Source organism: Cupriavidus pampae (assembly GCF_914271485.1).
GTDB lineage: Bacteria > Pseudomonadota > Gammaproteobacteria > Burkholderiales > Burkholderiaceae > Cupriavidus > Cupriavidus pampae.
The window spans coordinates 104,467-127,099 of the sequence record NZ_CAJZAG010000001.1 but is presented as its reverse complement, the minus strand read 5'-3'; the positions used below and the strand labels follow the sequence as shown (position 1 = coordinate 127,099).

General features: G+C 63.2%; 20 protein-coding genes. 7 read left to right on the top strand and 13 right to left on the bottom strand.

Annotation, left to right across the window (positions count from 1 at the left end):
- The first annotated feature begins 126 nt into the window (after positions 1-126).
- On the top strand, positions 127-1,722 hold the full coding sequence (locus tag LDO41_RS00635; protein WP_223980563.1) for an ABC transporter substrate-binding protein: 1,596 nt from the start codon (positions 127-129) through the stop codon (positions 1,720-1,722).
- A gap of 7 nt (positions 1,723-1,729) precedes the next feature.
- Here the strand turns inward: LDO41_RS00635 and LDO41_RS00630 are convergent, their stop codons facing one another.
- Together LDO41_RS00630 and LDO41_RS00625 are read right to left on the bottom strand one after the other, a co-directional pair.
- Complete coding sequence (locus tag LDO41_RS00630) at positions 1,730-2,653, bottom strand: class I SAM-dependent methyltransferase (protein WP_223982303.1); 924 nt, start codon at positions 2,651-2,653, stop codon at positions 1,730-1,732.
- A gap of 36 nt (positions 2,654-2,689) precedes the next feature.
- Complete coding sequence (locus LDO41_RS00625; protein WP_223980560.1) at positions 2,690-3,451, bottom strand: tetratricopeptide repeat protein; 762 nt, start codon at positions 3,449-3,451, stop codon at positions 2,690-2,692.
- 251 nt (positions 3,452-3,702) lie between these two features.
- Here LDO41_RS00625 and LDO41_RS00620 point away from each other — a divergent pair, with 251 nt between their 5' ends.
- Positions 3,703-4,242: a hypothetical protein gene (locus tag LDO41_RS00620; protein WP_223980557.1), complete on the top strand. Its 540-nt coding sequence runs from the start codon at positions 3,703-3,705 to the stop codon at positions 4,240-4,242.
- Between the two features lie 91 nt (positions 4,243-4,333).
- Here LDO41_RS00620 and LDO41_RS00615 read toward each other — a convergent pair whose 3' ends face one another.
- From LDO41_RS00615 to LDO41_RS00590, 6 genes are all read right to left on the bottom strand, one after another.
- Positions 4,334-6,163, bottom strand: a complete 1,830-nt coding sequence (locus LDO41_RS00615; protein WP_223980554.1) for a 3'-5' exonuclease — start codon at positions 6,161-6,163, stop codon at positions 4,334-4,336.
- A 99-nt stretch (positions 6,164-6,262) separates the two neighbouring features.
- Positions 6,263-6,682, bottom strand: coding sequence for a type II toxin-antitoxin system HicB family antitoxin (locus LDO41_RS00610; protein ID WP_223980551.1), 420 nt, complete (start codon positions 6,680-6,682; stop codon positions 6,263-6,265).
- A gap of 44 nt (positions 6,683-6,726) precedes the next feature.
- Positions 6,727-6,912 carry a type II toxin-antitoxin system HicA family toxin gene (locus LDO41_RS00605; RefSeq protein WP_223980548.1) on the bottom strand — a complete coding sequence of 62 codons (186 nt, stop codon included), beginning with the start codon at positions 6,910-6,912 and terminating at the stop codon, positions 6,727-6,729.
- A gap of 201 nt (positions 6,913-7,113) precedes the next feature.
- Positions 7,114-8,529, bottom strand: coding sequence for a YadA family autotransporter adhesin (locus tag LDO41_RS00600; RefSeq protein ID WP_223980545.1), 1,416 nt, complete (start codon positions 8,527-8,529; stop codon positions 7,114-7,116).
- 86 nt (positions 8,530-8,615) lie between these two features.
- Positions 8,616-10,787 (bottom strand): phosphocholine-specific phospholipase C, encoded by a 2,172-nt coding sequence (locus LDO41_RS00595; RefSeq protein ID WP_223980542.1) that lies wholly within the window; start codon positions 10,785-10,787, stop codon positions 8,616-8,618.
- Positions 10,788-10,819: 32 nt separating this feature from the next.
- Positions 10,820-10,996, bottom strand: a complete 177-nt coding sequence (locus tag LDO41_RS00590) for a hypothetical protein (RefSeq protein WP_223980540.1) — start codon at positions 10,994-10,996, stop codon at positions 10,820-10,822.
- Positions 10,997-11,177: 181 nt separating this feature from the next.
- Here LDO41_RS00590 and LDO41_RS00585 point away from each other — a divergent pair, with 181 nt between their 5' ends.
- Positions 11,178-12,029, top strand: coding sequence for an HAD-IIA family hydrolase (locus LDO41_RS00585; protein ID WP_223980537.1), 852 nt, complete (start codon positions 11,178-11,180; stop codon positions 12,027-12,029).
- 4 nt (positions 12,030-12,033) lie between these two features.
- On the opposite strand, the gene LDO41_RS00580 is transcribed toward LDO41_RS00585, so the two are convergent.
- The 5 genes from LDO41_RS00580 to LDO41_RS00560 form a co-directional block, all read right to left on the bottom strand.
- Positions 12,034-12,951, bottom strand: a complete 918-nt coding sequence (locus tag LDO41_RS00580; RefSeq protein ID WP_223980534.1) for a MurR/RpiR family transcriptional regulator — start codon at positions 12,949-12,951, stop codon at positions 12,034-12,036.
- A gap of 124 nt (positions 12,952-13,075) precedes the next feature.
- Positions 13,076-15,280, bottom strand: a complete 2,205-nt coding sequence (locus tag LDO41_RS00575; protein ID WP_223980531.1) for an OsmC domain/YcaO domain-containing protein — start codon at positions 15,278-15,280, stop codon at positions 13,076-13,078.
- Between the two features lie 23 nt (positions 15,281-15,303).
- A complete protein-coding gene (locus LDO41_RS00570; RefSeq protein WP_223980528.1) occupies positions 15,304-15,792 on the bottom strand; it encodes a DNA-deoxyinosine glycosylase in 489 nt (162 codons plus the stop codon).
- 31 nt (positions 15,793-15,823) lie between these two features.
- Complete coding sequence (gene htpG / locus LDO41_RS00565; RefSeq protein ID WP_223980527.1) at positions 15,824-17,725, bottom strand: molecular chaperone HtpG; 1,902 nt, start codon at positions 17,723-17,725, stop codon at positions 15,824-15,826.
- A gap of 140 nt (positions 17,726-17,865) precedes the next feature.
- A complete protein-coding gene (locus LDO41_RS00560; protein WP_223982301.1) occupies positions 17,866-19,320 on the bottom strand; it encodes an aminotransferase-like domain-containing protein in 1,455 nt (484 codons plus the stop codon).
- A gap of 258 nt (positions 19,321-19,578) precedes the next feature.
- On the opposite strand from LDO41_RS00560, the gene LDO41_RS00555 reads away from it, so the two are divergent.
- The 4 genes from LDO41_RS00555 to LDO41_RS00540 are packed head-to-tail and all read left to right on the top strand — an operon-like array spanning position 19,579 to position 22,633.
- Positions 19,579-20,253 carry a VOC family protein gene (locus tag LDO41_RS00555; RefSeq protein WP_223980525.1) on the top strand — a complete coding sequence of 225 codons (675 nt, stop codon included), beginning with the start codon at positions 19,579-19,581 and terminating at the stop codon, positions 20,251-20,253.
- Positions 20,254-20,283: 30 nt separating this feature from the next.
- The gene (locus LDO41_RS00550) at positions 20,284-21,000 is read left to right on the top strand and encodes an alanyl-tRNA editing protein (protein WP_223980509.1); all 717 of its coding nucleotides are present in this window, start codon (positions 20,284-20,286) and stop codon (positions 20,998-21,000) included.
- Positions 20,997-21,635: a LysE family translocator gene (locus tag LDO41_RS00545; RefSeq protein ID WP_223980506.1), complete on the top strand. Its 639-nt coding sequence runs from the start codon at positions 20,997-20,999 to the stop codon at positions 21,633-21,635. The genes LDO41_RS00550 and LDO41_RS00545 overlap by 4 nt, the downstream gene beginning before the upstream one ends.
- 20 nt (positions 21,636-21,655) lie before the next feature.
- Complete coding sequence (locus LDO41_RS00540) at positions 21,656-22,633, top strand: DMT family transporter (RefSeq protein ID WP_223980504.1); 978 nt, start codon at positions 21,656-21,658, stop codon at positions 22,631-22,633.

The following is a 22,633-nucleotide window of genomic DNA, read 5'->3' as shown; positions in this document are numbered from 1 at the left end:
GCCGATTTTACTGGCATCCGGTCAACAAACGGGCGGCAATCAAGCGGCGATCGCACAACCACCGCGCTCGCATCGATGTAAGTTTGGCGGCACAATGCCGAGTTGACGACCGCAGAGGAGCTTGCCATGAAGATCTACGACCAAGTCCGCCAACGGTTTGCGCGCGCCGCCGCGGCGATCGCACTCGGCACTGCCGCGCTGGTACCGCTCCACGCGGCACATGCCGAAGACTTGCGCGTCGGCCTCGCCGCCGATGTCACGTCGATGGATCCGCAATGGAACAACGCGGGGCCAAACAACGCCATCGCGCTGCACGTGTTCGAGTCGCTCGTGTTCCTGGACAAGAACGCGCGCTACATCCCGGGTCTCGCGCTGTCGTGGAAGCCACTGAATCCCACCACGTGGGAGATCAAGCTGCGGCCGAATGTGAAATGGCACGATGGCTCGCCGTTCACGAGCGCCGACGTCAAGGCCTCGCTCGAGCGCCCGGCCAAACTGGTCAACAGCCCCGGCACCTTCACGAGCTACACCAAGCCGATCGCACGCATCGACACCCCCGATGCGCTCACGGTGCGGCTGACCATGAACGTGTCGAACTACGCGAACCTCGCCAACGATCTGAACAGCGTGCCAATCATGCCGAAGGCGGCTGCCGCCACGCTGACGCAGACGGAGTTCGACTCGGGCAAGCTGATGGTCGGCACCGGCCCGTTCAAGTTCGTGCGCTTTGCGCGCGGGCAGGAAATCGTGATGGCGCGCAATCCCGACTACTGGGGACCGAAGGTCGATTGGGATCGCGTGACGTTCCGCATCCTGACCGACAACGGCGCGCGCACGGCGGCGCTGTTGTCGGGCGATGTGGATGTGATCGAATCGGTGCCGGCCGCCGATGTGGCACGCCTCAAACAGAACACCAAGTACCGCATCGAGCAGCAGGTGTCGTGGCGCACGATCTTCTGGCAGATGGACCAGTCGCGCGACGATTCGCCGTTTGTCACGGACAAGGCCGGCAAGCCCCTCGGCAAGAATCCGTTCAAGGATCCGCGCGTGCGGGCCGCGATCAGCAAGGCGTTGAACCGCGACGCGATTGTCAGCCGCATCATGGAGGGGCTGGCGGTGCCGGCTTCGTCGATCGTGTCGCCGCAGATCTTTGGGCATCCGGGCACCAAGCCCGATGGCTACGACCCCGAGGGCGCGAAGAAGCTGCTGGCCGCCGCGGGCTATCCGAACGGTTTTGGGTTGACGCTGCATGCTACCAACAACCGCTATCTGAACGACAACGCGGTGGCCCAGGCGACCGCCGCGATGCTTACGCGTATCGGCATTCAAACCAAGGTGGAAACGATGCCGGTGGCGGCCTACTTCACGCGCGCGCGTCAGGGCGAGTTCTCGTTCCAGATGCTGGGCTGGGGCTCCGCGGCCGCGGACGTGGCGTTGCGCTCGATTACCGGCACGCCGAATCCGCAGACCGGCTACGGCACATGGAACTGGGGCAAGTACAGCAATCCGCAGCTGGACAAGCTGATCGAGACTTCACTGACCACGGTCAGCAGCGACAAGGCGCGCGAGGATAACGCGCGCGCGGCCGCCAGGTTCGCGCTCGACGACCACGCGATTATTCCTTCGCACAGTCAGCTGGCCATGTGGGCCATGCGCAAGGGCGTCCGCTACGAAGCCCGCACGGACGAATGGTCCCTCGCGCAGTTCTTCCACAAGGAATGATGGTCGGTCAGATCACCAGCCGATCTTCCTGACCCGCATTCGCCGCGCGCAACTTCTTTACCCAGTCCTTCGCCGGCAGCTTGGTGGTCGCCTCGACCACTTCGGCTCGCGCCTCGATGGTTTCCCATGACACATCGATGCGCGGGCCGTTGAAAGCCATCGCGATGATGTTGCCGTCGTGGACTTCCGGAAACACCAGCACCCGATTGTCGAACGCATCGCAAATGCGCACGATGTTCTTCGGGAAGCTATCGTGATCGCCGAACAGGTTGATCGTCATCACGCCCGGCGCCTTCAGCACGCGCCGGCACGCGTTGTAGAACGCGGTGGTGTCGAGCACGGGGCCGCGCGCGGTGGCGTCATACAGATCCACCTGCAGCGCATCGATGCTCGCGGTGTTCTCGCGATCCATCACATAGTCCCAGGCATCCTGCTCGCGCACCGTCAGCCGCGCATCGTCCTCACGCAGGCCGAACATGCTGCGCCCGGCGATGATCACGGCCGGATTGAGCTCGACCGCCGTCACCTTCGCACGCGCGAACTGTCGATACGCAAACTTGGTCAGCGCCGCGGCGCCCAGGCCAAGCTGCGCCACGTGGAAGCCTTCCACGGATGGCGACTGGAACAGCAGCCAGGCCATCATCTGCTGTGCGTACTCGAGCTCGATCGCATCGGGCTTGCGCAGGCGCATTGCACCCTGCACCCACTCGGTGCCGAAATGGAGATAGCGCACGCCATCCATCTCGGAGAACGTCACCGGCGCGAAGCGCGGCGTCATGCGTGTTTCATCGTGGAAGTCGTGGCGCGAAGCACGCGGTTCGCGGGTGGTGCGAGTGCCATGTGTGTCGCGTGTGCCATGGGTGTCGCGGGTGCCCCGCGCGGGGCGGCGGGAGGCCACAGCCTCGATCGATTTGCGTTTCAGAAGCGTCATATTGCGGAAGAATGCGCCAAGGGCGCGTGAAAACATTCAGCCCAGCGCCGCTTGCGCGCGCTGCAGCCATTCGCGATTGTGCTCGCGGGCATGACGCGGCCAATGGCGCGCGTCGTGGACGATCTCGGCGTATAGCGCCTTCGCGCGTTCGCGATCGGCCGCATCGGGTTGCTTCATCAGCCAGTCCGCGAACAGGCAGCGCGCCGCGACATCGCTGGCATTGGTCAACGCCTGCTCGAATGCGGCACGAGTGCTCTCGCTGCCCAGTGCGGCCAATGTGCGTGCATACAGCAGCGTGGAATCGGATTGCTCGCGCGAGATCGGATTCACGTCGAACAACCGCTCGAGTGTTTGCCGCGCGTCCGTGTACTGGCCCGTAGCGAATTGCGCGCGGCCGAGCCCGAGTAACAACGCGGGATCTGAAGCGAACGGACCATTGGCGGCCGCCTGATAGTGCCCGAGCGCCTCGGCCGGGTTATCGGCATCGAGCAACGCGGCGCCCAGGCGCATGCGGGCATCGACGGTGGGCGCGCGATCGAAGGCGTCGCGCGCTTCGCGCACTGCGCGGTTCGGATCGACGATCTGCCGGATGGCCCGCCCGGCGGCACGCGCGCCGCGGGTCTGCCGCAGGCTCGGCAGGTAGATCGCAAAGAAATAGACGATGCTGCCGAGGCCCGGGAAGATGAACAGCAGCAACAGCCAGTACATGTTCTGGTGGGTACGCACCGCATGGACGGCGAAGAAAATCGCGACGATGACGTGCAGACCGATGCCACCGAATCCAAGGTATGAGGACATGGGTTAAATCCGATCGGGTTAGCGCGCGGCGCGAAAATCGGCGCCACGGACGGGATTGTGACAGATGCCGGGGCCAAGGGACTTCGGAGGCGCCGCCGCACCCTCGCGCTGTATTGCTGCCACATTGCAACGATATGACAGCAATATGTCAGCACTGGACCCGTGATTGGAGCGTGAGGTGGTCACTAAAGTTTTGGCAATTTCCTGCCGTTCTCCATGACAGGCACCTCTCCCGACAGGATGACAATAAAATGACCAGCATCTCCGGCGCCAGCCTCAGCAACATCACGCCGCAACTCATCACGCCGCGCGACACGATCGCCGCGCAGCAGGCCGCCAGGCAGCCAGCAACCACCGTCGACACCGAGAAAGTGGCCGGCGTGGATGACGCCGGCGCGGGCACCGGCTCCTCCACCGGCAGCACCACGGGCACCACCACGCGCGAAACCGACCACAGCCCCCGTATCCAGGGCCCGAAGCTGTCCGCCGGCGCAGCAGGCGCCGACGGTGCCGCGCAAGGCAGCGACGACAGCAACGATTCGGTGGTCCTCAAGACCATCAAGGAACAGATCGCGCAGATCCAGAAACAGCTGGCCGTGGTGATGCAGCAGATCCAGAGCATCCAGGCGGGCAATATGGACGAACGCAGCAAGGCCAACGCGCTCGGCGGCCTGCAGGCGCAGGCCAATATGCTGAACGGCGCCCTGCAACAGGCCATGGGCAAGCTGGCAGAGGCGATTCAGCAGCAAGGCGCCAGCGCGGTAGGGAACAACGTCGATACGACGGCCTGAGGTCGGCTCCAGTTACTTCCGATTCACGCGCGGCGGTTCGCTGAACCCCGCGCGCTACGCCCCTGCCCCGCCCCCAACGTATCAGATAAAGCTAGTCAAGCGCTTCGAGCGCCTCACGAAGGCTCTCGCCAAACCGTGAACCGGCGCCATGAGTCATGACTAGTTGCCGCGTGGCACGAGTCATGGCCACATAGAGCAAGCGCGCCTCCGCTTCCGGCGACTCTTCCTTCTTGTGGGGCATGCCCGTACCCGGGATGCAAACGAGTGGGAATTCCAGCCCCTTGCTGCTATGCATGGTCACAACTTTCACGCTGTCCGCGCCGGGCGTGAACCGTTTGCTCATCTGAGGGCATTCGAACGGAATGTCCCATCGCTGCAGAACACCAACCACCTCGGCTGCCATATCCCAATGGCGATACAGGACGGCCATTTGCGACCACGGTGTTCCGGTCCTGTTCTCGTCACGAAGAACCTCGGCGATGCGTTCGACTTCGGCCTTGAACGACGGCAACTCGAGCAGGAGAGGCTTGGGCCCTCTTCTCCCCGCACCCACCGGCGGAACAGTCGGCGCTTCGTCCTCGCCGGCTTCGTGCGACTTCAGCAACTCGCCTGCCACAGCGCGAGCCACAGACAGAATTTCCTGCGTGTTCCGGTAGTTGAGCTTGAGGATGGTGGTACGGCCTGAGGCTTTCACACCCACGCTCGCGAAGCTGAATTTTGGCTTCTTCGCGCCACCATAAATCGACTGCGCGTCGTCATACATGACGAGCAGGGAATTACTCTCCGGATTGACCATCTGGACGACCAGCTTGAACCACTCCGGCCTGAAGTCATGGCCTTCATCGATGAGCACAGCGTCGTACTGGCCCGATGGAATCATCTTCCCATCTACGCCTTCAATGACGCGGGTCACCATCGCCTCGAACAACGCATCCGTGGCCGGACCCTTTGGCCGCTCAACATGGTACGCATCCAGTTGCCGCGAGCACCATGCATGGAAATTGTTGACATGCACCTTGTCGTCGATGCCCTTCTCTACCATCGTCGCGCTCAGCTTGGCCGCAAGCGTCTTGTTATAACAAAGCACCAGCACCGGGCGCGTCACGATCTTTGCAAGATGCTCGGCGCGGTATCCGAGTATCAACGTCTTGCCCGACCCCGCCACACCATGGATGACGCGATGCCCTTCGCCAAGGCTGCGCGCCAGCTGCTCTTGCTGCAGGTCCATCACACCAAGAATGTCTGGAATATCCTGCGGCGCCGTGTCGCTATCGGAGAACAATGCGCGCTGCTCGGGTAATCGCACTTGCGGAAACAGATGCCAGCGGATGCGGTCGATCTGCGGCAGCGAAAGCTTGTGCGTGAACTTGTGGGGAAACATGTCCCACAGACGCTGCTGGAACGCCTCGGCTTCCACCTTCGGATACATCTCGTCCTGGCAGATCACGAGATGCGACGGGATGACATCGCCGAGGTTGGTCTTATCGAAGTCAGCACGTGAGATGTTGGCCAACACAACGCCATGCCCGTACGGAAAAAATGGCTTGCCCTTCAAAGACCCCGATGGCCATACCAGCGTGGGGTCTCGCTGCAACAGGCCGGTCAGATAGAACATGAACTGCCGCGCCTGCTCGAGCGGGTTCATCGCCGCCACCAACCCTTGATTCGTCAGCAGCATGACATCACGCTGATTGATCTCGCGGATGCTATCGAGCTTCCAATCCTTGACCTCCAGGACAAGCATGCCCCGGCTCGGGTGAAACACGATGAAGTCGGGGTTCCGTGTTTTCTCACCGATCGTGACGTCGTACCAGCAGAGGTAATCGTCCTCGAGCTTGATCTCCAGGCGCTCGGCAAAACGCCGCTCGCCGCCGGTCATACGCGACGTGACTGACCCAAGGGAAGGAATAAGTGTCGCCATATTCTTCTATGTTCTGACTTCGGTAACGCAACCCTGCGCGCATCGTACGCGGGGGACCGAAGGGCGACAATCCCTACTCTGGGCGTACGGCGCCCGTGCTCAAACGAGGCTTACCTCCAGATGCCGACCTAGTGTGCCAAGCGCTGTTTCAAGTGATTCAACGCGCGTCGCATGCTTCATCTTCAGCATTCGATCCACCTGAACTTGATTGATCCCCATCCGGCGTGCCAGGTCCGACTTGCGTACCTTCTGCGCCAACATTTCGTTGGCGAGTAGCACCTTGGCGGCTGTCAGCACCGGCAATTGGACAACGCTTTGACCGCGCTTGGGCTTGGAGGGCATAGGGATCGGCCGCTTCCCTGCGAAGTAGATTTCGAACGCCGCTTCGAGCGCGTCCAAGGCTTGTGTCAGGGCATCGTCTTCCGATTCACCCACCGTGATGGCCTCCGGTACGTCCTTGAACGTAACCAGCAGGGTGCCATTGTCATCGGGCTTCAGCGTCACAGGATATGCAAACATAGGAACTCCTGTCATAGGTGGCAGGCAACTGGGTCGAGGGGGCCTCATTTGATACCGAGTTGCTTCTTGATGGCTTCGACGAGGCCGGTACCGATTTCCTTCGCTCCGTGATCGGGGAAGATCGTTGTCTTGCCATTGAGGGTGACTCGGTAGTGGCTGGAACCGGCTTTGTGCTTCTCGAACGTTGCGCCCTGCCTGATAAGCCAGCGTCGGAACTCGCTGTACTTCATGCATCCCCCTTTTTGGTTTGGGGGCAAGCCGATAATACAACACGTTTGTTGTATCTCGCAATGACCACATACACAACATCTGTGCTGCAAACGAGCCAGCACGAGGCGCGGCTCGGGCGTTAGCTTTCGTCGGATCTCGCGATAGCTAACGAATCACCGATGTGCCCGATGCGCCCGATCGCCCCGCGCCCCTAGCGACGCCTACCACTGATACCCAGCCCCCACCGCCGCACCATATGTCCCGCGCGACGATCCGTTTGCTGCGCCTTTGACCACCCAGCGGCCGCTCTCCGATGCGTGCGAGATGCCCAGTGCGTAGCCCGATTCGCCGCCCCACGTGCCGCTGGCCATCGAGACCATGCTGCGGCCCGGTACATAGGATTGCGGCAATGCTGCCGTGGCCATGGCCGCGGCCACGCCGGCGCGGAGTTCGCCCCTTAGCGCGTTGATGCTCGTATTGAGCTTGGCCATGCCTTGCTCGACATTGGCCACCTGACCGGTGACTTCACGCAACTGCTGCACGTTCACGGCATCGCTGTCGGCGCTGCCCGCGGCAATGCCCGTGATCTGGCGGTTGCCGACGTTGACTTCGCCACTCGAGTTCTGCGGCGCGGCCATGCCGTAGGCGGCATAACCGGTTTGCGCGCCGCGCGTGGCGGTTGCGCCTGCGCCCAGCGCGACGCTGTTGCCTGCCGTTGCGGTTGCGCCGGCGCCCATGGCCACGCTGTTGCCTGCCGCCGCCGACGCGCCAGCGCCCATTGCAACGCTGCTGGCGGCCGACGCGGTCGCGCCCGTTCCCATTGCGACGCTGTGGGTCGCCGCCGCCGAGTTCGATCCGATAGACACACTGTTGTCAGCCACCACGCCACGGCCGGCGTTGGAGCCGATCGAGACATTGTCATTGCCCTGCACGCCGATGCCCGCGCCCACACCCGTGGCAACGTTGTTGTCACCGACCACAAAGCGACCCGCACCCAGGCCGCTCGCCGTGTTGGCGTTGCCCTTGGTCCCGCTACCGGCATATGCGCCAGCCGAGAGGTTGTTGTCGCCACTGACGGATTGCCCCGCGTCCTGCCCCTGCGCAAGATTCGCGTTACCGACCACGCCCTGCCCCGAGTTCATACCTTGCGCGAGGTTGCCGTTGCCCGTGACATTGCGGCCCGCCTCCGCGCCAAACGCGGAGTTGTTGCTGCCGGTCACATTGCGGCCAGTGTTCGTGCCAAACGCAGCGTTGCTGCTGCCCTTGGTGTCGGTGCCCGCCCAGAAACCCATCGAATCGTTGTAGTCACCGGTGACGTTCTCACCGGCGCTGCGGCCGATCGACTGATTCCAGCCACCGTTGACGTTGGTACCCGCGTAATAACCGATCGCCTGATTGGCGTTCTTGCCGCTGACGTTGGAGCCCGCGCCTTCCCCGATGCCAAGGTTCCAGTTGGTGCTGACGTTGTTGCCGGTGCCTGCGCCGTTGGCGATATTGTTGCTGCCGGTAACATTGAGGCCGGCGTTGGTGCCCGTGGCCATATTGCCGGTGCCGGCCTGCGCGCTCATGCCGAAGCCAGCCAGCAGCGCGGTAAGCAACGCGCGCCCGGAGGCGGTTGCGAGGGATATTTTTTTCATACCTTGCTCGAGGATCGAGGGGGTCGAGGGAGTCGACGAGAGAGACCGGCGCGACCCGTTCGCGCCGGTCAGGAAGAAACCGACGTTCAGACGAGATGCGCCGCCATGGCCGGATCGCTCACGCTGTGCGCACCCGTTTCCATGCGCCCCGAGAAGCGGCGCGAGAAGTTGGTAGCGGTCACCGTGAAGTCGTACCAATTGCTATTCGGCTCGATCGACCACACCTGCTGCGCCACGCCGCCCGCCGGCACGCTCAGCGGCCACGGGCCGTCGGTGCGATAGGCATTGGTGGTGATGTTCGCGTCCACGGCGACCGCGCTGGTATTCGACACCTTCACATACAGGTTGCCGGCGCTGGGCTCGTAGCAGACCTGCACTTCGAGCGATGGGCCACCCGTGGTATTACCCGCGAACGTGCGCACAAAGCCGTTGGTGCTATAGACCCACAGGTCATAGACGCCCGCATCGGCCGATGCCTTCCATACGTCGGACAGCATCTTGCCGGGCTCCACGGTGTAGCGACGCGGAATCAGGTCGAGGTGCTTCTTGTCGTAGACGTGGAACACCGCGCCCACCTTGCCGGTATTGCTGAACAGCAACGTGACGTTGCCATCCGCACCCACGCGCGCGCTAGTGTGCAGCTCGTAGGGCAACGCACGCGAATACCGCACGCCAGGCTCCTGAAACAGCTTCTGCGGCGTGGCCGGCGGGTTCGCTGTCGGCAACGTCTTCTGCTGGGCTTCGAGCGCAGCGTAGCCACTCATATCCGGGAGTGTCGGCAGCGACGGGTCGTTCGGGTTCACGAAGTCGAACACCGTCGTCAGGTCGCCGCAGACCGCGCGGTGCCACGGGCTAATCGCCTTGACGTCGACGCCGAAGCGCTTCTCCAGAAACTGGCCGACCGAGGTGTGATCGAACACCTGCGAGTTGACCCAGCCGCCGCGACTCCACGGCGAAATCACGTAGAGCGGCACACGCGGACCAAGGCCCCACGGACGCAGCGTGCCGCTGATCGTGTCCGCCGCATTCAGGTACTTGCGCGTCGGGTCCGAAAAATACTCGCCGTCGAGCGTTACCGTGGACTTGCCCATCAGCTGGCCGCTCGCGTTGTACGACGGCACGGCTGGCGGCGGCAGATGGTCGAACATGCCGTCGTTCTCATCGAACGAGATAAAGAACACGGTCTTGCTCCACACTTCGGGATTCGACGTCAGTGCGTCGAGCACCTGCGAAATATAGTTGGCGCCCTGCGCGGGGCTTCCGCCACCGCCGGGATGCTCGGACACCGCCGGCCAGGGCAGTACCCACGATACCTCGGGGAGCTGGTCGTTCATCACGTCCTGCTCGAGATCCGCGAGCGTGAATTTCTTCATGCCCTTTTCGTACAGCGGGGATCCGGGCGCGCATTCGCGGAAGGACTTGAACGCCAGGCCGCCGTGCATCGCACCGGTCCAGTTGTTGTTCGGGTCCTGATAGATGCGCCAGCTCACGCTGGCCTTTTCGAGGACGTCGGGCAGCGTGTCCCACGTGAACGACGAGCCGGCGTACGTGTAGCCCGGCGTCGGCAGTGCGCCCGTGATCCAGCAGCGTTGGTTGACGGGCTCGGAGTTCGCGTCGGTGCAGTTGATGCCCAGACGACCGAGGTTCGGATCGTAGTTGGAGCCCGACCAGAACATGATGCGGTTGGGATCGGTACCGGTGGCCACCGAGCAGAAATGCGCGTCGCAGATCGTGAAGGCTTCGGCCAGCGCGTACTGGAACGGAATGTCGTCACGACGGTAGTAGCCCATCGACGAACCGCCCTTGTACTTCGGCCACAGGCCCATCTTGCCCTGCCCCCATGCGGCCTGTGCGTCCGGCATGCTGTGCGGCGTGCCGGGGACGAACATCGCGTTCATGATGTTCTTGTCGAGGTGGTACGGCAGGACTTCCTTGGTGCCGTCGGACTCGTTGAACACCGCCTTGCCGCTCGCGAGCGGAATCGGGAAGCGGTCACCGTAGCCGCGAACGCCACGCATCGTGCCGAAGTAGTGATCGAATGCGCGGTTCTCCTGCATCAGGATCACGACGTGCTTCACATCCTGAATGGTGCCGGTGTCGACCGCAGCGGGCACGGCCAGTGCGCGCTGAATCGAAGCGGGCAGCATGGCCATGGCGGAGACCGCGCCGGCGGTCTGGGCGGCAACGCGCAGGAACTTGCGGCGTGCGAGTTGTTCGGGCGAGCCGAAGCTGTCGTCGGGTAGGTTCGATCGAGTCATGGTGCGGTCCAGGCGATGTCAGGGTTGTGGGTTCACGGCGCGCAGTGCAACTGCGGCGTGGCGGCCGGCGGCTGTGCGGGCGCTTGCGGTGTGGTTGGCGGCGCGGCGGGCTGGCTGCTGTCTTCGCCACCGCCACCACAGGCGGCCAGCGCGATACTCAATACGACAGACGTGACGAGGCCACGCGCCTGCAAGAGGTGCTGTTTCATGAGGACTCCTGAATAGGGTTCAGAGCGCGGCGATGGTCTTGCCGCTTTGACAGACGAGAGCGTAGGGAGCAACGATGACAGGAGAATGAATATTTCTCACTGAATCATGTTTGCAAATTGAAGTTAGCTCAGATAGGATTCGGGCACCAACATTGGGCCGCTGGCCCCGCCACGCCGTTCGATGACCGCTTCCATTCAGACCGCCATGAGCCGGTCCGCGCTTGCCGCGGAACCGCCCGCATCCAACCCCCACGGCTGGCAAGCCACGAGCCAGGGCCTGATGCTCGATCTCGATGGCACGCTGATACGCGGCAGCGAGATCGTCCCCGGTGCACAGACGTTGCTACGGCAGTGGAAGTCGCGCTACGTGATCGTCTCCAACAACTCGACCGATACGCCGCAGACGCTGGCGCGCCGACTACAGGCGATGGATCTGCCCGTGGAGCCGCAGGAGATCATTCTCGCGGGCGTCTTGGCCGTGGACCATATCGTCTCCCGCTATCTGGGGATGCGCGTGTTGATGTGCGCCTCGGCGGCGCTGCTGGACTATGCCGCCGGATGTGGCGTCCGGCTGGTCGATCACGACGCGCAGGTCGTGCTGCTAGCGCGCGATATCGGCTTTGGCTACAAGACTCTGAGCCGTATCAGCGAGGAACTTCATCGCGGCGCGAAGCTGGTGGTCAGCAATGGCGACCTCACACATCCCGGACCGGGCGGTGTGCCAGTGCCGGAAACGGGGGCGTTGCTGCGCGCCGTGCTGGCGTGCAATACACACGCCTTGCCACAGATCATCGGCAAGCCTGAATCGCAGCTGTACCTGCACGGCTTGCGACAACTGTCGCTGGCACCGCATCAGGTAACCATGATCGGCGACAACCTCGCCACCGACGCGCTCGGCGCGTGCCGCCTCGGTATGCCTTATCTACTAGTGGGAAGCGCACCGGACGCCGATGCCTGCGATATCGCGCATTTGCTCGAACGCGATTGCGCCGTGCGGCGGACCTTGCCGCACGACGTGCAGGAGCGCGATTGAAGCGTCAGTAGCGCTTGGTGGACAACACGTCGAAGGTGCTGCGCAAGGTCGCCACCGAGGTTTCGTAGTCGCTCAGCGCGAGGCACGCGATCAGCGTGTCGATGATTGCCAGCTGCGCCAGCCGGCTGGTCATGGCCTCGGTGCGAAAACGCGTTTCGCGCGCCATGGTGTGCAGCATCACGTCCGCGTATTCCTGAATCGGCGACTTGCCGAAGTTGGTGATGCACACGGTGCGCGCGCCAGCCTCCTTGGCGAGTCGCGTCGCCAGCACGGTTTCATGCGTACTGCCTGAATGGGAGATCGTCAACACCGCCACATCGGGCCCGGTCAGTGAGGCGCTGATCGCCTGCACGTGCGAGTCGGTCACCGCGGTCGCATGCAGCCCGATGCGCAGCATGCGGTAGTGCGCATCGTCGGCGATGACCGCCGAGCTGCCAATGCCGTAGATCTCCACGCGCTTGGCACGTCGGATCAATTTCACCGCCTGCTTGAGCGCGGCCACGTCGAGGATGGACTCCGTATCCTTCAGCGTCTGGATGTTGCTGTGGAAGATCTTGCTGACGACGACGTCCTCGTTGTCGTCCTCGGAAAGGTCCTCGTGAATGTACTGCACCGGATGCACGATTTCCTGCGCCAGCGAGATCTTGAGCTGCTGGAAACCGGTGGCGCCGAGCAGCTTGCAGAAACCAACCACGCTCCCTTCGCTGGAATCAGTCTTCTCGGCCACCTCGCTGACGGACATATGCACGACGTCGCCGGGATGGCGGATCACGAACTCACCGATGCGCTGCGCCACAGCGCCCATCGTGGGCAACAGACTCTGAATCCGGCCAAGCGTTGCCTGCAACGCGGCGCGATCGGCAACGGGTTCCGATGCCGAAGCGCGGTGCGGTGCTTTTACCGATTTTCTGGAGGTGGCCATAGTGTGTTCGGAATGGGGCGAGCGGATGGGGCGAACGAACGGGGACGGAGCGGTGCAGCGCGATTGTGCCAGCCTGACGTGACACCCGCGCGCTCACCCCCGTCAGGTCGCTCGTAGGGCAGCCCTACCCGGCTGTCGCCGCCGCTTTTGCCCGCGCCGTATGCAGCTTCTTGTAGCTGTCGAGCACGCGCTGGTGTCTGTCGAGACCCTCCAACTTCATGCTGGTTGGCGTCAAGCCATAGAAACGCACGCTGCCGTCCACCGAACCCAGCACCGCGTCCATCCGCGCATTGCCATACATGCGACGGAAGTTGACCACGTAGTCATCCAGTTCCAGGTCGTCATCCAGCAGCACTTCCAGCACCACATTCATGGCCTGATAAAACAGCCCGCGCTCGACCGAGTTGTCGTTGTACTGCAGGAAGGCGCCAACCAGTTCCTGCGCCGCCTCAAACTGCTTCAAGGCGAGATGAATGAGCAGCTTCAACTCCAGAACTGTCAGCTGCCCCCAATCTGTATTCTCGTCAAACTCGATGCCGATCAGCGTGGCGATATCGGAGTATTCATCGAGCTCACTGTTGTCCAGACGTTCAAGCAGGGCTTCCAGGGCCGCGTCGTCCAGGCGATGCAAGTTCAGGATATCGGCGCGGAACGACAGGGCCTTGTTGGTGTTATCCCAGATCAAATCTTCTACCGGATAAACTTCCGAATAGCCCGGAACCAGAATTCGGCAAGCGGTGGCGCCTAGCTGGTCATACACCGCCGTGTACACCTCTTTACCCATGCCTTCGAGAATGCCGAGCAACGTCGCGGCTTCCTCCGCATTGGAGTTCTCGCCCTGACCGGAGAAATCCCACTCGACGAAATCGAAATCTGCCTTGGCGCTGAAAAAGCGCCACGACACGACACCGCTGGAATCGATGAAGTGCTCAACAAAATTGTTGGGCTCAGTCACCGCGTTACTGACAAAGGTGGGCTGGGGCAGATCGTTCAGGCCTTCAAAACTGCGGCCTTGCAGCAATTCCGTCAGACTGCGCTCCAGCGCCACCTCAAAGCTTGGGTGCGCACCGAACGAAGCAAAGACACCCCCTGTTTTGGGATTCATCAAGGTCACGCACATCACCGGATACATTCCACCCAGTGAGGCATCCTTCACCAGGATCGGAAAGCCTTGCTCCTCCAGCACCTGAATGCCAGCCAGAATCCCCGGATATTTTGCCAGCACTTCCTGAGGCACATCAGGCAGTGCCATCTCGCCCTCCAGAATTTCGCGCTTTACCGCCCGCTCGAAAATTTCCGACAGACATTGCACTTGCGCTTCGGCCAGCGTATTGCCGGCACTCATGCCATTGCTGGCATAGAGGTTTTCGATCAAATTGGAGGGGAAATACACCACCTCCCCGTCCGACTGCCGTACAAACGGGAGCGAACAGATACCGCGACTCACATTCCCCGAGTTTGTCTCGTACAGGTGCGAGCCACGCAACTCGCCATCGGGGTTGTAGATAGACCGGGTGTAATCATCGAGGATCTCGGCCGGTAGCGCATCTTTGCGCCCAGGCTTGAACCAGCGCTCGTTCGGATAGTGTACAAAATCCGCATTAGCGAGCTCTTCGCCCCAATAGGTACCGGCATAGAAATGGTTGCAGTTCAGCCGCTCGATGAACTCTCCCAACGCCGACGCCAACGCGCTTTCCTTGGTCGCGCCCTTGCCATTGGTAAAACACATTGGCGAGTGGGCGTCACGGATATGCAGCGACCAGACATTGGGAACGATATTACGCCACGAAGCAATTTCAATCTTCATCCCCAAGCCGGCCAAGATGGCCGACATATTGGCGATCGTTTGCTCCAACGGCAAATCCTTGCCCGCGATATAGGTGCTGGCGTCAGCCGCCGGCTTCAACGTCAGCAATGCCTGGGCATCGGCATCCAGGTTCTCGACCTCTTCGATCACAAACTCGGGGCCAGCCTGCACTACTTTCTTTACCGTGCAACGATCGATGGAACGCAAAATTCCCTGCCGATCTTTGGCAGAAATATCTGCCGGCAATTCGACCTGAATCTTGAATATTTGTTGATATCGGTTTTCCGGATCAACAATATTATTCTGCGACAGACGGATGTTCTCGGTCGGAATATTGCGAGTGGCGCAATACAATTTGACAAAGTAAGCCGCACACAATGCCGATGAGGCCAGAAAATAGTCGAACGGCCCCGGTGCAGAGCCATCGCCCTTATAACGGATAGGCTGATCGGCCACTACCGTGAAATCATCGAATTTGGCTTCAAGACGAAGCTTATCGAGAAAGTTGACCTTGATTTCCATCGGGGAATTCCAAAAAAACGTACTCAAAAAAACGCGAGTTCCCGCCAAGCATGCAGTTTTTCCGCATACGGCATGGTATGGGCAGGACTACTGGAAGGAAGCCTGAGGATGCGATGGTTGCCACCGTACCGACCGAGAGCCCTCAAACCAAGACGCTCGGCCGTACCACCATTGAACGCAATCATCTGCAACTTGGGCAGCGAGTCGATCAACCCCATCAGGTCATTCCCCGCATGGTCGCGGATATTGCTGTCGAGGCTGCCTTCGCGTCTGGCTTCGGCGACAACGTCCCATAAGCCGACATTGTGCGCCAGAAGCGTTTGCAAGCGCTGCTCGTAGGGCATGGCGACGAGGTCCTGCCCGATGACCTCGCCGACCAGGCGCCAGAACTGGTTCTGCTTGTGCGCATAATACTGGCTCTGCGCGAGTGAGATTTCGCCCGGCAGGCTGCCGAGTATCAGGACGCGCGTGTTGGCGTCCACCACCGGGGGAAAGCAGCGTTTGGTAGTCACGGTGCTTTCACCCCGGCGCCGATCATCTATCTCAGGCCAGCAGACGATTCACGCGCTGCACGTACGCGGCCGGATCGTCCAGCATGCCGCCTTCCGCCAGCAACGCCTGATCGAACAGCACGCGCACGCGATCGCCAAACGCTTCGCCGTCCGGAATATCGCGCAGCTTCTTCACCAGCGCATGTTCCGGGTTCAGTTCGAGGATCGGTTGCGCGTCCGGGGCCTTCTGGCCGGCTTGCTTGAGCAGGCGCTGCAGATAGCCGCTCATGTCGCCGTCATCGGACACCAGGCACGAAGCGGACTCGGTCAGACGCAGCGTCACGCGTACATCCTTGGCCTTGCCTTCGAGCACGGTCTTCGCACGATCGACCACTTCCTTCCACTCGGTCTCGGCCTTCTCCTGCTCGGCCTTCTCTTCCGCATCGGCCAGCGTACCGAGGTCGAGGTCGCCGCGCGCCACCGACACCAGCTCCTTGCCATCGAACTCTTGCAGGTACGACAGCATCCACTCGTCGACGCGTTCGGTCAGCAACAGGACTTCGATACCCTTCTTGCGGAACACCTCGAGGTGCGGGCTCGACTTCGCCGCGGCATACGTGTCGGCCGTGACGTAGTAAATCTTGTCCTGGCCTTCCTTCATACGGCCCACGTACGCGGCCAGCGCCACCGATTGCTCGGCGGTGTCGGCATGCGTCGATGCAAAGCGCAGCAGCTTGGCAATGCGCTCGCCATTGCCGGTGTCCTCGCCCGTGCCTTCCTTCAGCACCTGGCCGAACTGCTCCCAGAACGTCGTGTATTTGGCGCGTTCGGCTTCGTCTTCGCTGTCGGCCAGCGTCTCGAGCATCGACAACACGCGCTTGGTGCAGCCTTCGCGAATCGCCTTCACATCGCGGGACTCCTGCAGCAGTTCACGCGACACGTTCAGCGGCAGGTCCGCCGAGTCCACCACGCCCTTGACGAAGCGCAGGTACGCCGGCAGCAGCTGGTCCGCATCGTCCATGATGAACACGCGCTTCACATACAGCTTGAGCCCGGCCTTGTGATTGCGATCGAACAGATCGAACGGCGCACGAGCAGGGATATACAGCAGCTGCGTATATTCGCTGCGGCCTTCCACACGATTGTGCGTCCACGCGAGCGGCGCCTGATTGTCGTGCGAGAGGTGCTGATAGAACGTCTGGTACTGCTCGTCCGTGATATCGCTCTTGTTGCGCGTCCACAGCGCGCTGGCCTGGTTCACGCTCTCCCACTCGCCCGTGACCTTGTGCGTGCTCGACTCCGCATCCCACTCTTCCTTGGGCATGCGAATCGGCAGCGAGATATGGTCCGAGTACTTCTGGATGATGTGGCGCAGACGGTAGGACGACAGGAAATCGTCCTCGCCCTCGCGCAGATGCAGCGTGATGGTGGAGCCGCGCTCGGCGCGCGAGATCGCGTCGATCGTAAACTCGCCGTCGCCGGTGCTTTCCCAGCGCACGGCCTCGTCGGCGGTCAGGCCCGCGCGGCGCGTTTCCACGGTGACCTTGTCGGCGACGATAAACGCCGAATAGAAGCCCACGCCGAACTGACCGATCAGCGCCGCGTCTTTCTGCTGATCACCCGAGAGCTGCTGGAAGAATTCCTTGGTGCCTGAACGTGCAATCGTGCCGAGGTTGCGAATCGCCTCGTCGCGGCTCATGCCGATACCGTTGTCGGTGATGCGCAGCGTGCGCGTGGCGGCGTCAGCCTCGATGCGGATGGCCAGATCGGCGTCGTTTTCCAGTAACGACGGATTGGCGATGGCCTCGAAGCGCAGCTTGTCGGTGGCGTCGGAGGCGTTGGATACCAGCTCGCGCAGGAAGATTTCCTTGTTGCTATACAGCGAGTGGATCATCAGGTGCAGCAACTGCTTCACTTCCGCCTGGAAGCTCATCGTCTCATGCGGCGCGGTCATGGTTCTCCTCTTGAAAACGAAACAATAGTCAAATCAGTGCCCCTGCCGTCAATGCGTTGATGCGGCGAGGGTCGATGTGCGCAAAAATGGGGCTGCCAAGTATGGATTTCAACCCCGATAGAATTCAACCTCAGTCAACCTCAGCGTTCGAGCTGCCCAGCCAGAAACCGCAGCATGCCCGGATCCGTACTGCTGGCCACGTTGAAGCGCATCCAGGCCGATGGCATCTGCGAGGGCGAAAACAGGCTGCCTGGCGCGAACAGATAGCCCTCCTCGTGCCCTGCCGTGGCGATGGCATTGGTGTCGCGCCCGGTGTCGGCCCACAGATACATGCCCGCCGACTGGCCCGGGAACATGCGCAGACCCAGATCCTCGAGCGCGCGCCGCGTATCGTCGCGCGCGCGGTCCAGCCGCATGCGCACGCGCTCCACGTGCTTGCGGTAATGGCCTTCGGTCAGCACCTTGTACAGCACGCGCTCGTTGATCTCGGGCGTGGCCATGCCGGTCAGCAGCTTGCTGTCGGTCAGCGTCACGGCCAGATCCGGGCTGGCCGCGATAAAGCCGACCCGCAGATTGGCCGCGAGCGTCTTCGAGAAGCTGCCAAGGTAGATCACACGGCGCAGCTGATCGAGACTGGCCAGCCGCGTCGCCGCGTGTCCCGGCGGGCACAGGTCGCAGTAGATGTCGTCCTCGACGATCAGGAAGTCGTACTGCTCGGCCAGTTGCAGCAGCCGGAACGCGCGTGCGGCCGACAGCGAGGTGCCGGTCGGATTGTGCAGGACGGAATTGACGACGAACAGCTTGGGCCGGTGCGCCTGCACGATACGCTCGAGCGCCTCCAGATCCGGCCCGTCGGCGGTGTACGGCACGCCCATCACCTGCGCGCCCTGCGCGGCAAAGCGCGCGAACATCACGAACCAGGCGGGGTCGCCCACCAGCACGGCATCGCCGGGATGCAGGAATTGCCGCGCGATCAGGTCGAACGCCTGCGTAATGCCCGAGGTCATGACGATCTGCTCGGGCGTAACGCCGATCTCTAGCTCTTCGAGCCGCGTCCGCAACTGCTGGCGCAGCGGCAGGAAACCCTGCGGCGTGCCACTGGCGAGGAAATGATTGCCGGGCTGCCGGCCCAGCCCGCGCAGCGCACTGCCGACCAGTTCGCCATCGAGCCAGTCGTTGGGCAGAAAGCCCCAGCCCGGCGCCTTATGTGGCTCCGCCGAATGAAACATGCTGCGCAGCAGCCAGGTCACATCGATCGCGCGCGCGGACGGCGAGAGCGGCGGCGTGGCGGCGATGCCCGCCGCGTGCTGGCCGGCGCGCTCGCGCACGTAGAACCCCGAGCCGCGGCGCGATTCGAGGTATCCCAGCGCCACCAGCCGCTCGTACGCCTCTACCACGGTGAAGCGCGAGATGCCCTTCTCCTGCGCCAGCTGGCGGATCGACGGCATGCGCATGCCCGCGCGGAACACACGCTCGTCGATACGCAGCCGGGCCCATTCGGTCAACTGCTCGACCAGCGTCATCTGCGCCGATGGCACCGGGTCCGGCATGCGCTCGGTGTTGGCATGGCCACCGGCATTGCCCGCGCCGGGCATGACCAGCCGCAGCGAGCGGCCGCCCGCCCTGGGGCCGACACCTTCGCCGCCTTTGTTCTCGATGGCCGGTTCATTTCCCGCCTCGCCAGCGCCCGCGCTAGCTTTTCCGCCGCCTTTATCACTATGCTTGCGGTCTTGGCCGGCACGCTCGGCGCCGTCCTGGATGCTTTCCATGTGGTGCTCCCGCAACTGTACAGAATACGATCCGCAGAACTGTACCGGTACTGTACCGAGAACCTTGTCTACCATCAACCCACGATGACACTCGCCCTGGACCACCTCGTGATTGCCGCGCCGGACCTCGATACCGGCGTGGACTATGTTGCCGCCACGCTCGGCATCGCCCCGACCGGCGGTGGTGCCCACGCACGCATGGGCACGCACAACCGCGTGCTTGGCATGTATGGCGGCATCTACCTCGAAGTGATTGCGATCGACCCGGACGGGACCGCCGAGCGCGCGCGCTGGTTCGGCCTCGATAGCGATCTGGTCCAACAGCGCCTGCGCGACGGCCCGTTCCTGCTGCACTGGGCCGCGCGCGTGGAGCGCCCCGCCGACCTGTCGCGCTGGCAGGCGCAGTATCCCGACCGCCTGGCACCCCCGATTCCGATGTCACGCGGCGATCTGCACTGGCGCCTGACCGTGCCCGACGACGGCGCGCTACCCGCGTGGCGTGGCGAAGCCGCGAGCGCGGGCGAGGGCCTGTTTCCCACGCTGATCCAGTGGGATGTCTCGAACTACCCCGGCCAGAGCCTGCCAAGGCAGGACCTTGCATTGCGCCGCCTGCATGGCAGCCATCCCCACGCGGAACTGCTGCGCCAGGGCCTCGCGTGGATTGGCGCCGAGCATCTGATCGCGATCGAGCAGAGCGACGGCGTGCCCCTGCTGCGCGCCGAGATTGAAACCCCGAGCGGCGTGAAAACGTTGCAGTAGCCCCAGCACCCAGAAGAACGGAGACCCCGGATGTCCGCCCCCACCCGCAAGCGCTTCGACGACGACGCCTACCTCACCTCGTGCGAGGCCACCGTGATCGCGGCAAGCGACGACGGCATCGAACTCGACCAGACCGTGTGTTACGCGCGCAGCGGCGGACAGGCCGGCGATACCGGCACGCTGACGCTTGCCGACGGCAGCCAGCTCGCCATCGCCGATACGGTCTATGCCGACGATCGCACGCGCATCGTGCATGTGCTCGCCCCCGAGTCGCCCCGCCCCGCGGTGGGCGATCGCGTCACTGTGGCCATCGACTGGACGCGTCGTCATCGCCTGATGCGTCTGCATACTTGCCTGCATCTGCTCGGCTCGCTGATTCCCGTACCGGTAACGGGCTGTGGCATCTCGCCCGATTCGGCGCGCATCGACTTCGATCTGCCCGAGTCGACACTCGACAAGGCGGACCTGACCACGCGGCTCAATGCGCTGATCGATGCGCAGACCGACATCCGCATCGATCGCATTACGCCCGAAGCATTGGCCGCGCAACCGGACCTCGTGCGCACCATCGGCGCCGCGCCGCCGGCCGGCACCGAGCACATCCGCATCATCGAGATCCCGGGCATCGATCGCCAGCCGTGTGGCGGTACCCACGTGGCCAACACGCGTGAGATCGGGGCCATCGTCGTGACCAAGATCGAGAAGAAGAGCCGCACCAACCGGCGCGTGGTGGTGAATTTCGCATGAGTAACGTCTGGCTCTCCGGGTTGCCCACCGAACAGTTTTTCGCGCTCGTCACGCTACTGGTGGTGGGCACGTTCACACCCGGCCCGAACACCACCATCGCCGCCGTCACCGGCGCGAACTTCGGCATGCGCGCCACGCTGCCGCACAGCCTCGGCGTGTCGATCGGCTTCGCCAGCATCGTCGCGTTGTGCGCGGCGGGCGTGGGCGCGCTGATCCTCGCCAGTCCGTGGCTCGCCACGCTGATCCATGTGGCGGGCGTGATCTATCTGCTCTGGCTCGCGGCACGCATCGCGCGCAGCACCACGCTCTCGGAAAAGCAGGTGCTGCGGCCGATGACCGTATGGCAATCGGCGGCGCTGCAGTACGCCAATATCAAGGCGTGGATGCTCTCGCTCGCGGTCGCCGCTTCCTATATGGCCGGCGCGCCGTCGACACTACATCGCGCGGCGCTCGTCAGCGCGGTGTTCGCCACGCTCGGCTTCGTCAGCAACGGCTTCTACGGCGTGCTCGGCGCGTCGCTGCGCCGCTGGCTCGCGCATGGCAATCGTGTCGCATGGTTCAACCGAATCATGGGGCTCGCGCTTGGGCTCACCGCACTGTGGATCGCCATGGGCGCGCGTCCCGGTAGCCACTAAAAGAACAGCGGAGACCCGTCATGACGCAACGCACCCCCACCCACAGCCCCAACGGCGGCGGCATGCTGCTGGGACTGATCGGCGTGGCCATCTTCAGCCAGACGCTGCCGTTCACGCGTATGGCGGTGGCCGAGTTCGATGCGCTATTCGTCGCGCTGGGGCGCGCGGTCATCGCCGCCGTGCTCGCGCTTGGCCTGCTGGCACTGCGCGGCGCGCTCTCCGCGGAACGCCGGCCGCAGGGCCGGCAATGGCTGCGGCTGATCGTCACCGCAATCGGCGTGGTGGTCGGCTTTCCGGTGTTTTCCTCGCTGGCGATGCGCGAAGTGCCTGCCGCGCACGGCGCCATCGTGATCGGCCTGCTGCCGCTGGCCACCGCCGTGTTCGCCGCGTGGTTCGGGCAGGAACGTCCATCGTTCGCCTTCTGGCTGTCCGCACTGGCGGGTAGCGCGCTCGTGGTCGGCTTCGCGCTGTGGCAGGGCGCGGGCGGCCTCCAGCATGCGGACTGGTATCTGTTTGCGGCCGTGGTGCTGGGCGCGCTCGGTTATGCCGAAGGCGGCAAGCTATCGCGCGAACTCGGTGGGCTCGAAACGATCAGCTGGGCGCTGGTGGTGTCGCTGCCGCTGCTGGTCCCTGTGGTGGCGTGGCTCACGCACCATCAGGCCGACGCCATCGCCGTGGCATCGCCGCGCGCATGGCTCGGCATGGCCTATGTTTCCGTGTTCTCGATGTTCATCGGCTTCCTGTTCTGGTACGCCGGTCTGGCAAAAGGCGGCGTGGCCCGCGTCGGCCAGATACAATTGCTGCAACCGTTTCTCACACTCGCGGGTGGCGCACTGATTCTGGGCGAGCCGCTCGACGCCGCGACGGTCGGATTTGCGATCGCGGTCATCGCCGTGGTGGCGCTGGGCCGACGGGCGGCTGTAGGAGGCACCTCGGTTGGGGCCACCGCGAACACCCGCCTGAACACCCGCCCGACCGTCCCGGGACGTTTTCACTGA